The sequence below is a fragment of the Faecalimonas hominis genome (assembly GCF_054660755.1).
Genome location: NZ_BAAHSH010000067.1, coordinates 1 through 14,072, shown reverse-complemented (window position 1 = coordinate 14,072; position 14,072 = coordinate 1). Strand labels below are relative to the sequence as shown.

Genomic DNA, 14,072 nt, shown 5'->3' with positions numbered 1-14,072 from the left:
AGGAGATTTTGTTATGGCAAATATTAAACCTTTTTGTAGCGTTCGTCCAAATGAATCTTTGGCAAGAGAGATTGCAGCACTTCCATATGATGTATATAATAGGGAAGAAGCTAAGCAGGTAGTAGAAAAAAATCCAAAATCATTTTTGAAAATAGACAGGGCGGAAACACAGTTCGATGATGATTTTGATATGTATAGTGAAGAAGTATATCAAAAAGCACACGATACATTGGCAGAAATGATAGATGATGGAGAATTTGTAAAAGATGAGAAACCATGCTTTTATGTATATGAACTAATTATGAATGGGAGGTCACAGACAGGAATTGTAGGTTGTGCTTCTGTTGATGATTATTTGAATAATGTTATTATGAAACATGAGAATACAAGAGAAGATAAAGAATTGGATCGTATTCATCATGTAGATATCTGTAATGCACAGACAGGACCGATTTTTCTTACTTATCGTGCAAATGAGAAGATAAATCATATTGTAACAGATAAGAAACAGGAAAAGGCATTATATGATTTCGTTGCGGAAGACGGTGTGTCTCATCGTGTCTGGAGAATAGATGCAGTTGAAGAAGTGGAAAAGATTGCGGAATTATTTGCTGCAATACCACATATTTACATAGCAGATGGTCATCACAGAGCGGCATCGGCAGTAAAAGTTGGATTAAAAAGAAGAAATGAAAATCCAAATTATACAGGCAGAGAAGAGTTTAACTATTTCTTATCAGTACTTTTTCCAGACGAGGAACTTATGGTTATGGATTATAACCGAGTAGTAAAAGATTTAAATGGATACACAAAAGAAACCTTTTTAGAAGAGTTGGAGAAAGATTTTGTTATCTGCCCGAAAGGAGAAACACCATATTCACCTAAAGCAAAAGGGGAAATGGGAATGTTTTTAGGAAAACAGTGGTATTCTCTTACTTTTAAAGGGAAAGTGTCAGAAAACCCTGTAGAATCTTTAGATGTGTCTATTTTACAAAATAAGGTTCTGGAACCATTATTGGCTATTGAAGACCCGAAAACGGATAAAAGAATAAAATTTATCGGAGGAATCAGAGGGTTAAAAGCATTGGAAGAACAGACAAAAGAAGGGGTGGCATTTTCAATGTACCCTACATCAATGAGGGAGTTATTTGCAGTATCTGATGCAGGACTTCTTATGCCGCCAAAATCTACTTGGTTTGAGCCAAAATTAAGAAGCGGATTATTTATTCACCAGATTTAAGGAGGATTGGACATGCAGGCGATTATTTTAGCAGCAGGAATGGGAAAACGTTTGAAAGAACTGACAAGCAATGCAACAAAGTGCATGGTTGAAGTAAATGGAGTAACAATGATTGAAAGAATGTTATCCCAATTAGATGCATTAAAATTAAACAGAATTGTTATAGTAGTAGGATATGAAGGGAAAAAATTAATGGAATACATTAGAAGCCTTAACATATCTACCCCTATTGAGTATGTAGACAATGATATTTATTATAAAACAAATAATATTTACTCCTTGTATATGGCTAAAGACTACTTGGTTCAAGATGATACATTATTATTAGAGTCAGATTTGATTTTTGAAGATTCTGTATTGCAGAGATTACTTGATAACCCATACCCAAGTCTTGCATTAGTAGCAAAATTTGAGAGTTGGATGGACGGAACAGTAGTTACTTTAGATGAAGAAGACAATATTAAAAACTTCTTAGGAAAGAAAGACTTTGTTTTTGAAGACATTCCAAACTATTATAAAACAGTAAATATTTATAAATTCAGTAAAGAGTTTTCAAATAGCCATTATGTTCCATTTTTGGAAGCGTATAGCAAGGCGTTGGGAAATAATGAGTATTATGAACAGGTTTTAAAGGTAATTACTTTATTGGACAAACCGGAAATTAAGGCAGAACGTTTAGGTCACGAATCATGGTATGAAATTGATGATGTGCAGGACTTGAATATAGCGGAATCTATCTTTGCGTCAAAAGAAGAAAAACTCAATAAATTTAACAGACGTTTTGGTGGGTATTGGAGATATCCACAGTTAATTGATTTCTGTTATCTTGTAAATCCGTTTTATCCGAATCAAAAACTTGTAGATGAAATCAAAGCAAACTTTGAAAGATTATTGTGTGAATATCCTTCGGGAATGGAAATCAATAGTCTTTTAGGTGCAAAATATTATGGTTTACATAAAGAACAGGTTTGCGTTGGAAATGGTGCTGCAGAATTGATTAAGTCATTGATGGAGAATCATGAAGGGAAAGTAGGTATGATTTATCCTACATTTGAAGAGTATCCACATCGTAAAAAGGAAGAAGATATTGTTCCATACTGGATTGAAAGTAAGGACTTCAGATATTCAGCAGATGATTTGATGAGTTTCTATGAAGATAAAGACATTCAGTTTTTGGTATTAATTAATCCGGATAATCCTTCAGGAAATTATATTGAGAAAAATGATGTACTAAGAGTTGCTGAGTGGGCGGAAAAGAAAAATATTAAATTTGTTGTAGATGAGTCTTTCGTGGATTTTGCTGAAACAGAAGGTAGTTCTACATTGTTAGAAGAAGAAATCATAAAAGCATACAATAATTTAATTGTAGTGAAAAGTATCTCTAAATCTTTTGGGGTGCCGGGATTACGATTGGGAATTTTAGCATCAAATGATTTACAGTTAATTTCAGATATGAAAAAAAATGTTGCTATTTGGAACATTAACTCATTTGCAGAATTTTATATGCAAATTTTTGAAAAATATAAATCTAACTATGAAGAAGCATTGGCAAAATTCAAAGAAGTTCGTAAAGAATATGTAGAGATGTTAAATGGAATTGAATATTTGAGAGTAATTCCGTCACAGGCAAATTATTTAATGTGCGAACTTACAGGCAAGATGACAAGTAGAGAACTTACAGAAGTATTATTGAATGAATATAATATTTTAATTAAGGATTTGTCGTCTAAAAATGGATTTTCAGGGAAATCATATATTAGGGTAGCAGTAAAACGCCCTGAAGAAAATGTGAAATTAGTAGAGGCGATTAAGTCAGTATTGATATAGTGGAAAGGAAATTACATGAAAATTATTACATTTGAGGATATTCTTAAATTGAATATTTCTCCATTTGAATGTTTTGAATGGGTTTCTAGTGCAATAGAAGAAAAGAAAAAAGCATTGCTTCCGGCTAAGATTAGTTTAAAACCGGAAATAGAAGGCGTTTTTTATAATACAATGCCAGTGATTCTTCCTTCTATCAATTACGGAGGGGTAAAACTTGTAACAAGATATCCTAAAAGAAATCCAAGCCTTGATAGTGAAATTTTACTATATGATTTAAAAACGGGTGAAAATGTTGCTTTGATAGATGGAAACTGGATAACTACAATGCGAACGGGAGCGGTTGCAGCGCATTCTATAAAATTGTTAGCCAATCCAGAGTTTTCTGTTATTGGATTTATTGGCTTAGGAAATACCGCACGTGCAACATTGAAAGTGCTTTTATCTATTTTTCCGGAAAAGCATTTTAAAATTAAATTGAAGAAATATAAAAATCAACATGAATTATTTCAACAAGTATTTGCTAAATATCCGAATGTTACTTTTTTGTATTATGATACAATGGAAGAGGTAATAAAGGGAAGCGAGGTTGTTGTTTCAGCAGCAACAGTATTTGAAGAAGATGTTTGTTCAGATGATTGCTTTGATGAAGGTGTATTACTAGTTCCTATTCATACGAGGGGATTTACAAACTGTGATTTGTTTTTTGATAAAGTTTTTGCAGATGATACAAATCATGTAAAAGGATTTAAGAATTTTAATCAATTTAAATCCTTTGCTGAAATTTCAGATGTTGTATTAAAAAATGTATGTGGACGTGAAGATAAAAAAGAAAGAATTTTAGTATATAATATCGGAATTGCTTTACATGATATGTATTTTGCTGGAAAAATATATGAAAAGATGAAAGAGTGTGAAGAAATTTCTCTAAATGCACCAACGAAAAAATTTTGGGTAGAATAATTATAAGAAGTTTATTTTGTGAAGAAAGATTCTTTATTAAAACTGGTCAATTTTATCTTGACAAAGAAGGGGCTGACGGTTAATACCGATTTTAGCCCCTGATTAACAAATTAAAAATATTCTATAGAATTCAGTGTTTTTCTAAAGACAAACGCAATATGTCCTCCTCAGCAATCCGCATAAGATTTCAAGAGGAGAACAGTTGTCAATTTCAATGATTGTATTATTAGACGTTTTTTGTGTTTTGTAAATTTCCGTTTCAGGTTCATTTCAATACTATTCCTTCAACCACAAATATCTGTGCATTTGCAGTACCATATTTAGAATAATGCTCATTTTTATCTAAAAAGAATTACATTTTGGATAAAGAAAGGCAATGAACTAATTCTTCTTTTTATCCTCTTTTTCCACCACTTTATATTGTAATCCCTCTTAATATAGTGTATAATGTTTGACGTATATGTAAACATAAGAAAAAAGAGGTAAATATATGGCGAAGAAAGAAGCGGGAAATCCGAGGAGAACAAGGACCGCACGAAGTAGACGGCGCAGACGAAAACGTGGAAACTGGTTTCTCAGATTAAGCATAGGGAAAAAAGTTGCAGTTTGTCTGTTAGGAGTTCTGATTTGTCTTATTGCATCAGGTGTTATATATGTATCAGCAAAATTGAACAAGTTAAATACAGAAGATATTCCTAAGAAAAATATTGCAGTAAATGATTTAGAGGAAGGTGTAGGAGAGGGATTTACGAATTTTGCACTTTTCGGAAGTGATTCCAGAGCGGCGGGCGCTGACGAAGGAACAAGAACAGACTGCATTATCGTGGCAAGTTTAAATAACAAAACACGAGAAGTGAAGATGGTGTCGGTATATCGAGATTCCCTTTTGGATATAGGAGAGGGAACACTTAATAAATGTAACGGTGCATACAGTCACGGCGGAGCAAAGCAGGCGATTGATATGCTGAACACAAACTTAGACCTTGAAATTGAGGATTATGTGACAGTTGATTTTGCGGCTATCTCAGATGTAATTGATTTACTCGGTGGAGTGGAAATCGAAGTCAGTGAAGTTGAATTACCATATTTGAATAAATTTTTAGGTGAGACTGCGCAGGTTGCGGGAAAGAAAGCAAATCCGGTAACAAAAGCGGGAATGCAGACGCTGGACGGTGTGCAGGCGACGACATATGCCAGAATCCGTTCCACAAAAGGCGGAGATTTTAAAAGAGCAGAACGTCAGAGATATGTAATTGAAAAGATGGTAGAGAAAGCACTAAAGGCAGATTTGGCAACAATCAATAAGATTATTGATGTAGTGTTACCAAAGATTAAGACAAGCCTTTCCGCTACGGAAATTTTAAATTACGCAAAGTCTTTCAATAAGTATACGCTGGGCGATAATATCGGATTTCCGATAGAGAAAACAACGGATACGCTTCCGGGATTGGGAAGTGTTGTTATTCCGGTAACGTTAGAAAGTAATGTGGTTCAGTTACATGAATTTTTATACGGGGAAGAGGATTACCAGCCTTCATCTAAAGTACAGTCGATTAGCAGTAAATTGCAGAAAAAGGTCGGTAAAAGAGTGGCGGATCCGGAGACACAGTGGGAAAGTCCAAGTGATAAAAAAGTAACCGAAAGTGTTGGAAAAACGGAAGAACCGGCGGAAACTCAGCCAGATGTTCAGATAAATTAAATGAGATAAAAAGATTGTGTTTAACACAATCTTTTTATGCTATCAGGGCAGCATAATAAATGTATTGTAATTTAATAAAGGGGAGTTAATTTATGTCAGAAAACAAAAAACTGCGGGAAGAAAAGAGGCTGGCAAAACAAAAGAAACGTAAGCGACGCAGAATAAAAAGAGCGGTTGTGTTAATCGCAGAAATCCTTATTCTGCTAGCATTGTGCGGAGCGGCATATGTCATGGCCAAGTATGATAAATTCCAGACAGTGACATTTAGCAAAGGGGATATTCAGTCAAACGAAGGAGTAAAACAGGAGGGCTATATGACGATAGCCCTGTTTGGCGGAGACTCCAGAAACGGACAGTTGGAAAAAGGGGCACATGCGGACACAATTATTTTGGCGTCCATTCATCATGATACGAAAGAAGTACGTCTGGCATCTGTTTACAGAGATACACTTACGCAGCAGGTGAGTGGGAAAATACAGAAGGCAAACTATGCTTATTTTGCAGGTGGTCCGAAAGATGCCATTAATATGCTGAATAAAAACTTTGACTTAGATATTCAGGACTATGTGACTGTAGATTTTAAAGCGCTGGCAGACGTAGTTGATTTGCTGGGCGGGATAGAACTGGAAGTGACCGATCAGGAAGCAAAGGAAATTAATAATTATATTGATGAGACGGGAACTGTCACAGGGAAAAAAGCAACACATTTGACAAACGGAGGTACATTGAAACTGGACGGCGTGCAGGCAGTTACTTATGCGAGAATCCGCAAGAACGCAGGCGGGGATTACAAGAGAGCGGAACGTCAGCAGAAAGTTATTGCCAAAGTGGTTGAAAAGGCGAAAACAATGGATTTAAAAACGATTAATAAAATAATCAACAAAGTATTTCCACAGATTTCAACCAGTTTTTCGCTGGCAGATATGATAGGACTTGCATCTGGTGCGCTGGATTATAAATTAACCGAGACAACAGGATTTCCTATGGAGTCGATGAACGGGAGAGTGGATAAAGTGGGAAGTGTTATTGTGCCTGTCGGACTGGTTGAAAATGTGCAGGAATTACATCAGTTTTTATATCCGAAAGAGGAAGTGAAAGAAGTCTCAGACACAGTTAAATCTATTGCAGAAAAGATTGAAACGCTTACAGGAATTACAAGAGATAAACTGAATGATCCGTCTGCTGATATTTCAAAAAGCAGTCACAGCACGGCAGGGGAAGAAAAGAAGTAGACATTTTCTTGAAAAAAGTGTATTATAAAAGATATGATGCTTGTTAAAGTATATACTTTGACAATACTATACAATAAAAGGATAAGTATATTAATGGAGGAAAAGTACATGAAGATAATGAAACGAATAGCGGCAGTATTGCTGGCACTATGTCTGACAATTCCGATGTACTCAGTGATGAGTTATGCGGCGTCAGGACGAGTATCTTTTACTGACTTACAGACAAAGACGGGTGAAACTGTTGAAGTAGCCTGTGCGTTAAGAGCAGGAACAGGTTCTTTGGAGAGTTTTGACATTACATTAAAGTATGACGCATCATTATTGTCCTTTAAAGAGGGAAATGGTGTCACAAAAGAATCTGACGGTGTGTTGAAATTTTCGGGAAAAGGTGACGGAACAAACAAGATCCGTTTTACAATGAAGTTTCAGGCATTGAAAGCAGGAACAACAAAGATTGAAGTAGTAAATTCTACGGGAGTAGTGACAGGCGGAGAGACTGTTGAATGTGTGAACGGAACTTCCACAATTCAGATTGCGGAGGGGACAACTCCTCAGACAGAGACGACAGAGCAGACTTCAACGGAAAATGGTGGAGACGCTTCCCAAAGTGGAATTACTGTCAGTGGAAAATCTTATCAGTTTTCAGAGGACTTTAATTCTTCAAGCATTCCGGTAGGGTTTGTGGAGACAAAATTGTCTTATAATGGTGGAGAGCGCAAATTTGTCCGTCAGGAAAATGGAAGCATTGTATTGGGATATTTAGTTGATGCAGAGAACAAAGGAGATTTCTTCTTATATAACGAAGAAGATGCAACATTTTCTCCTTATGTGCAGGTAACTGTATCTCCGTCCACATCAATTGTATTATTGGAAAACAATGAGGGAGTAAAAGTTCCTTCAGGATATCAGAAAGTAAAATTAACTGTAAATGAACATGAATTTCCGGCTTGGCAGGATAAGAAGAATGAAGGTTTCTACCTTGTATATGCCATGGACAGCAAGGGAACAAAAGGGTTCTATCAGTATGATACAGAGCAGGAATCTTATCAGAGATATGTTTCAGACGGAACAGACGGTACAGATAAGGCTGCAACAAAAGTAAGCAAATTAAATAATTTCATTACAGAACATCTTTCTATGGTGATTTTATGCGTAGGACTGGGAATTCTTTTACTTGTTATCATTATTATTGTGCTGGCAGTTAAACTTCGTCATCGCAATTTAGAATTAGATGATTTGTATGAGGAATACGATATCGACGTGGAAGATTTAGACGATGAAGAAAGTGATGATAAATTAGTTTCTCTTAAAGAAGAGAAAGCGATTGAAGAAAGTCTGATTGAAGAGCAGAAAGAAGAATTTATTGAAGACTTTGAAGATGAAGATTTTGTAGATGATTTCGATTCAGAAGATTTTGACGATGAAGATTTTGATGACGAAGACTTTGAAGATTTTGACTTCGATGATGACGACGATGATTTCGATATGAATTTTATTGATTTGAATTAATGAAAAAGGTGAAGCACCGATGAGTGCTTCGCCTTTTTTCATATACAGGAAACTCCCACAGAATTCTATGTGTGGGAGAACGCAGTCCGTGTGAGAATGTACATGGAAAAAATTGGCATAGTTCAAAAAGTTTTTAACGAATAAACACAATTTAAACACAATTAATCTTTAAAATAAGGTTCATAAACAAGAAACGAAAGGAGTCTGAAGGGTATGGATAATGAATATAAATCAGGACAGGGAAATGAAGAAAATCAGGAAAATATGAATAGCGAAGTAAATTTTGTTTTACGTCAGCCGGAAGAAGAGGCTGTAGAGGAACAGGTACAGTCGACAGAAGAGGTTACAGAGGAGCAGGTACAACCGGTAGAAGAGATTACAGAGGAACAGATGCAGTTGGCAGAAGAGACTATGGAGGAATTTACACAGCCGGCAGAGAATATACTTACGGAAGAGCCGATGGAGAATGCTCAGACTGAAGACAACAAGACGGAGAACGGACATTTTACGGAAGAATCACATATTGGCGAGTCTTACCAGATGGGCTCAAACATTCCACCAAAGAATAATGTACCGCCAACACCGCAGAGACCTAAGAAAAAGAAAGGTAGCAAAGGCTGGGTAAAAGCAGTTGCCTGTGTAGGACTTGCAGTTCTGTTCGGTGTTGTGGCAAGCGGAACTTATCAGGTAAGCAATTATGTTACAGACAGATTGCTGGGAAGAAGCACTTCTTCTTCAAAAGAAACGGCAAAAGTCAATACAACAAAGGTAAGTAATTCGACAAAAACAGTTACATCAGATGTTACGGAGATTGTAAAAGAGGCGATGCCTTCTGTTGTATCTATTACAAATATGAGCGTACAGGAAGTACAGAGTTTCTTTGGCGGAACACAGATGCAGGAGAGCCAGAGCAGCGGTTCTGGAATTATCATCGGCAAAAATGACACGGAATTACTGATTGTGACAAATAATCACGTTATCGAAAATAGTACAAGCCTCACGGTTTCATTTATTGATAACGAAAGTGTGGAAGGGGTTGTAAAAGGAACAGATGCCAGCAGAGACGTAGCGATAGTTGCAGTTCCATTAAGCAAAATTAAAAGTGAAACATTGGAGGAAATTTCCATTGCAACTGTGGGAGATTCATCTAAATTAAACGTAGGAGAACCTGCAATCGCCATTGGAAATGCTTTAGGGTACGGTCAGTCCGTCACAACGGGAATCATCAGCGCAACAGACAGAGAATTAGATGGATTTAAAGGAAAATTAATTCAGACAGATGCTGCAATCAATCCGGGTAACAGCGGTGGAGCATTATTAAATGCCAACGGTGAAGTAATCGGAATAAATACGGTAAAAATCAATGCTGAGGCAGTAGAGGGAATCGGATATGCCATTCCGCTTTCTGACATCAAAGATTTACTTGAAAACTTAATGAATAAAGAGACAAGAACAAAAGTATCAGATGCACAGAGAGGATATTTGGGAATTGCGGGATTTGATGTGACAGAAGAAAGTGCCAAGATGTATAACATGACAAAAGGTGTCTATGTTTCAGAAGTTGTCAAAGGCGGAGGAGCAGATGAAGCAGGCGTTATTCAGGGAAGTATTATTACAGGATTTGAAGGCGTAGGCGTTGACACAATGCAGGCCTTACAGGAACAACTTCAATATTATAAAGTAGGAGAGAAGGTAAAGGTAACATTACAGGTACCTGCAGATAAAGGAAATTACAAAGAAGAAACAGTTGAAATTACATTAGGGAAAAAACAATAATGACAGCAAAAGAGCAAATTGTACGAAAAGTATGATTTGCTCTTTTTTATTGTTTTTTCTTGACATCAATTTTATAAAGTGATAATATTCAAATATACCCTAGTAGGGTATAAGAGAGGAAGTGAAAATATGAAAACAGAAAAATATACAATTAGCGGAATGAGTTGTGCTGCATGCAGCAGTGCGGTGGAAAGAGTGACAAGAAAGTTGGAGGGAGTTTCAGAGAGCAATGTCAATCTGACAACCGGGAAAATGACAATCACTTACGATGACACTGTGCTGACACGGGAAAATATTATTACGAAAGTGGAAAAAGCCGGCTTTGGTGCAACTCTAGATGTGGAGAAAAGCAAAGAAGAAAAACAGCATGAAAAAGATGAATTGAGAGAGAGTATAAAACGAACGAAACGTCATCTGATTACGAATTTAATTTTAGCAATCCCTCTGCTTTACATTTCGATGGGGCATATGCTTCCGATAACGCTGCCCCTTCCAAGATGGCTTGATATGGCAGAAAATCCATTGCATTTTGCGTTGGCACAATGTATTTTGACGGTGATTATTCTTTACAACGGAAGAAAATTTTATCTAGTAGGATTTAAAAGTTTATTCAAGGGCAATCCGAATATGGACTCTCTTGTTGCGATTGGAACAGGAAGCGCTTTTTTATATAGTCTGGTGATGACAATCCGTATTCCGTACGATGTTTCCGGAGTGCATAATCTGTACTATGAGTCAGCGGCAATCGTTGTCACACTTGTCATGCTCGGAAAATATATGGAGGGAAGAAGCAAGGGAAAAACTTCGGAGGCCATACGGAAACTGATGGAATTAGCGCCGGATAAAGCGATTGTGCTTAGAGATGGTAAGCAGATTGAAGTTCCGGTGGAAGAGATTAAAGTGGGAGAGCGTATTTTAGTCAAACCGGGGAATAAAATTGCTCTTGACGGTGTGATTGTGGAAGGAAATACAAGCGTAGATGAATCTATGCTGACGGGAGAAAGTATTCCTGTGGAAAAAGAAAAAGGAATGACGGTCATCGGTGGAAGCATAAACTATCAGGGGGCAATTCAAGTTGAGGTAACCCGTGTGGGAGAGGAAACGACACTGGCGAAAATCGTGAAATTAATGGAGGAGGCACAGGGAAAGAAAGCGCCTATTTCCAAACTGGCGGATATTGTCGCGGGATATTTTGTGCCGACCGTAATGGTGATAGCGGTTGTTTCAGCGATTATCTGGGCAATTTTGGGCCATGATTTGGCATTTGTACTGACGATTTTTGTCTCTGTATTAGTTATTGCATGCCCGTGTGCTTTGGGGCTTGCCACACCTACGGCAATTATGGTGGGAACAGGTCTTGGAGCAAATCACGGTATTTTGATTAAGAGCGGAGAGGCTTTGGAGACAACTCATAAAGTTGATACGGTAGTTTTGGATAAGACAGGAACAATCACGGAAGGTAAGCCGAAAGTGATGGGAATTATAAGTCATGATATGGAAGAGGAAAAACTTTTACGGATTGCTGCTTCCTGCGAACAAAATTCCGAACACCCTCTTGGACAGGCAATTGTAGAGGAAGCAAAAGAAAGAGGTCTGAAATTAGACGGTACGGAATCTTTTAACAGTATTACCGGACAGGGCATACAGGCAGTTTTGGAGGGAACAGAATATTATATTGGAAATAAAAAACTTTGTGAAGAACTGAAAATCGACATGGGCGGGAATGAACAGGAAGCGCAAAATATGGCGAGAAAAGGCCAGACTCCGATGTTTGTTATTGCCAACAAAAAAGTTGTGGGAATTATCAGTGTGGCAGATCCGATTAAAGAGACAAGCAAAGAGGCAATTAAGCAGTTGAAAGGTCTTGGAATTACAGTATATATGCTTACGGGTGATAACAGACTGACAGCGGATTATATAGGAAAAAAAGTTGGAGTGGATAAAGTGGTTTCAGAAGTTCTCCCACAAGATAAAGTAAGTGTCGTAGAAGAGTTGCAAAAACAGGGGAAACGTGTCATGATGGTAGGAGATGGGATTAACGATGCTCCCGCTCTTGTGCAAGCTGATGTCGGTATGGCAATTGGAAGCGGAAGTGACATTGCTCTGGATTCCAGTGACATTGTTTTGATGAAATCTGATTTGCAGGACGTATATAAGGCAATACGTCTGAGTAAAGAGACTATCCGCAATATCAAACAAAATCTGTTCTGGGCATTTTTCTATAATGCATGCGGGCTTCCGCTTGCGGCAGGGGCGCTTTATCTGATTAATGGAACGTTGTTAAATCCTATTTTTGCAGGGCTTGCCATGTCTCTCAGTTCCGTATCGGTTGTGGGGAATGCGTTAAGACTTCGCAGATTAAAACTATAGCATTTCACGGGAGGACAAGACACAATGGAAGAAAAGTGTTGTGAAAGGACAAAACACAGAGAATCCAAAGAATATAAGGATATGATCAACAGATTAAGCAGAATTGAAGGACAGGTGCGTGGAATTCGCAAAATGGTGGAGGAAGAACGCTACTGTGTGGATATTTTGACGCAGGTTTCTGCGATACAATCTGCGTTGAACAGCTTTAATAAAAAACTGCTGGCTTCCCACATTCATTCTTGTGTAGTGGACGATATTCAGGACGGAAAAGTGGAAGCGGTTGACGAATTGTGTGAGATTATTCAAAAATTAATGAAATAGCAGGAGGGAAAAAGATGACAGTAATTAATGTAGAAGGAATGCATTGTGAAAAATGTGTTGAAAGAATTGAAAAAGCAATGAATGAGGCAGGATTAGATTACAAAGTAAGTCTTGCAGACAAAACAGTAGAGATAGACGGCTGCGAACATTGTGTAAAAACCGCAATGGAAATTTTAGATGATTTAGGATTTGATGGAGAAATCGAGGCGTAAATAGATGAATGCTAAAAAAGGTATTGTGGTAGCAATCTGCATCATGTGTATGTTTTGTATAGGAAAGACAGGGGCAGTTCGGGCAACCGAAACTGTCCCTGAAGTATATGAAGATATTTTGCGGGACGAAGACTATATGGAAGTTTCCCTGGGAAGATGTTATCCGGGAAAACAGATTTTCTATGATATCCCCAAGAAAAAGACAGTGATAGAGCCTTTTGAAGAACAGAAACAGATTATTTTCAGGGAAGGCGAGAAAGCAGAAGTTTATTATGGAAAATACAGGGGCAGGGAAGAGTACGATAATTTCAGGCTTCTGTCCTCTATGTTGGACGCAGACTTTTTCTTTGAGCCGTTTTTGGCGCTCAACATTACAAAAGAAAAGATTGAGGAAGAAAATTTTTACGTTCACATAGATGAAGAACAGGAAGTGGAATATTTTTCAGAATTGCTCATTTTTGCCGAAGTGCTAAATGGCGATGAGGCGTACATGGAATCAGTTGACATTTTGTTCGATGAGGCATACCGCCCGGCGCAGATTCAATTTCATTTTCAATCCAATATCTTATCGGAGGAACAGTTGGCATATTTGGAAAAAGAAATGACACAACGGTATAAGTACATCACGGAAGAAGAGATTGACGCCAAAATGAAGGAAACGGAAGAAAAGATGAGTCATACTGTGGCGGAAGACGATGTCACGATAGAAGACTACGTTACGGAACTTCCCAATATTTTGCGGGCAAAAAGCAGATATTTAATACAGACATTATTCTATCAGGGAGAGGAACTGGAAAAAGAAGCCGGCTGGGATAAAAGAGCGGTTTTGGCGTATATGGAGGCGGTCAATACTAAGTTCAATTTATTTGGCGCCAATGGATATGAGGCGCAAAATGTGACGGAGGAAGTGGTCCTATGTCAAGATT

General features: G+C 37.5%; 10 protein-coding genes and 1 pseudogene. All 11 read left to right on the top strand.

All coding sequences use genetic code 11. The features are described 5' to 3' along the window. Positions 1-13: 13 nt before the first annotated feature. Entirely contained in the window at positions 14-1,240 is a 1,227-nt protein-coding gene (locus ACYQ35_RS10920; protein WP_459833473.1) for a DUF1015 domain-containing protein, read from the top strand. A 12-nt stretch (positions 1,241-1,252) separates the two neighbouring features. Beyond that, positions 1,253-3,067: an aminotransferase class I/II-fold pyridoxal phosphate-dependent enzyme gene (locus tag ACYQ35_RS10915; protein ID WP_459833469.1), complete on the top strand. Its 1,815-nt coding sequence runs from the start codon at positions 1,253-1,255 to the stop codon at positions 3,065-3,067. A gap of 15 nt (positions 3,068-3,082) precedes the next feature. Then, positions 3,083-4,027 (top strand): ornithine cyclodeaminase, encoded by a 945-nt coding sequence (locus ACYQ35_RS10910; protein WP_459833464.1) that lies wholly within the window; start codon positions 3,083-3,085, stop codon positions 4,025-4,027. A gap of 490 nt (positions 4,028-4,517) precedes the next feature. Continuing rightward, complete coding sequence (locus ACYQ35_RS10905; RefSeq protein ID WP_016361567.1) at positions 4,518-5,726, top strand: LCP family protein; 1,209 nt, start codon at positions 4,518-4,520, stop codon at positions 5,724-5,726. A gap of 92 nt (positions 5,727-5,818) precedes the next feature. Further along, positions 5,819-6,958, top strand: coding sequence for an LCP family protein (locus ACYQ35_RS10900; protein ID WP_459833460.1), 1,140 nt, complete (start codon positions 5,819-5,821; stop codon positions 6,956-6,958). A gap of 108 nt (positions 6,959-7,066) precedes the next feature. Then, a complete protein-coding gene (locus ACYQ35_RS10895; protein ID WP_009460479.1) occupies positions 7,067-8,467 on the top strand; it encodes a cohesin domain-containing protein in 1,401 nt (466 codons plus the stop codon). A gap of 213 nt (positions 8,468-8,680) precedes the next feature. Beyond that, positions 8,681-10,243 (top strand): S1C family serine protease, encoded by a 1,563-nt coding sequence (locus ACYQ35_RS10890; RefSeq protein WP_009460480.1) that lies wholly within the window; start codon positions 8,681-8,683, stop codon positions 10,241-10,243. Between the two features lie 129 nt (positions 10,244-10,372). Then, on the top strand, positions 10,373-12,613 hold the full coding sequence (locus ACYQ35_RS10885; protein WP_459833453.1) for a heavy metal translocating P-type ATPase: 2,241 nt from the start codon (positions 10,373-10,375) through the stop codon (positions 12,611-12,613). Between the two features lie 24 nt (positions 12,614-12,637). Further along, positions 12,638-12,934: a metal-sensing transcriptional repressor gene (locus ACYQ35_RS10880; RefSeq protein WP_459833446.1), complete on the top strand. Its 297-nt coding sequence runs from the start codon at positions 12,638-12,640 to the stop codon at positions 12,932-12,934. A gap of 14 nt (positions 12,935-12,948) precedes the next feature. After that, positions 12,949-13,146, top strand: coding sequence for a heavy-metal-associated domain-containing protein (locus ACYQ35_RS10875; protein ID WP_009460483.1), 198 nt, complete (start codon positions 12,949-12,951; stop codon positions 13,144-13,146). A 4-nt stretch (positions 13,147-13,150) separates the two neighbouring features. After that, positions 13,151-14,072: pseudogene (locus ACYQ35_RS10870) on the top strand (DUF3114 domain-containing protein); the annotation flags it as partial.

Excerpts from the sequence above, each read along its gene's own strand:
- ACYQ35_RS10920 (WP_459833473.1), top strand. The coding sequence starts at position 14 with ATGGCAAATATTAAACCTTTTTGTAGCGTTCGTCCAAATGAATCTTTG.
- ACYQ35_RS10915 (WP_459833469.1), top strand. The coding sequence starts at position 1,253 with ATGCAGGCGATTATTTTAGCAGCAGGAATGGGAAAACGTTTGAAAGAA.
- ACYQ35_RS10910 (WP_459833464.1), top strand. The coding sequence starts at position 3,083 with ATGAAAATTATTACATTTGAGGATATTCTTAAATTGAATATTTCTCCA.
- ACYQ35_RS10905 (WP_016361567.1), top strand. The coding sequence starts at position 4,518 with ATGGCGAAGAAAGAAGCGGGAAATCCGAGGAGAACAAGGACCGCACGA.
- ACYQ35_RS10900 (WP_459833460.1), top strand. The coding sequence starts at position 5,819 with ATGTCAGAAAACAAAAAACTGCGGGAAGAAAAGAGGCTGGCAAAACAA.
- ACYQ35_RS10895 (WP_009460479.1), top strand. The coding sequence starts at position 7,067 with ATGAAGATAATGAAACGAATAGCGGCAGTATTGCTGGCACTATGTCTG.
- ACYQ35_RS10890 (WP_009460480.1), top strand. The coding sequence starts at position 8,681 with ATGGATAATGAATATAAATCAGGACAGGGAAATGAAGAAAATCAGGAA.
- ACYQ35_RS10885 (WP_459833453.1), top strand. The coding sequence starts at position 10,373 with ATGAAAACAGAAAAATATACAATTAGCGGAATGAGTTGTGCTGCATGC.
- ACYQ35_RS10880 (WP_459833446.1), top strand. The coding sequence starts at position 12,638 with ATGGAAGAAAAGTGTTGTGAAAGGACAAAACACAGAGAATCCAAAGAA.
- ACYQ35_RS10875 (WP_009460483.1), top strand. The coding sequence starts at position 12,949 with ATGACAGTAATTAATGTAGAAGGAATGCATTGTGAAAAATGTGTTGAA.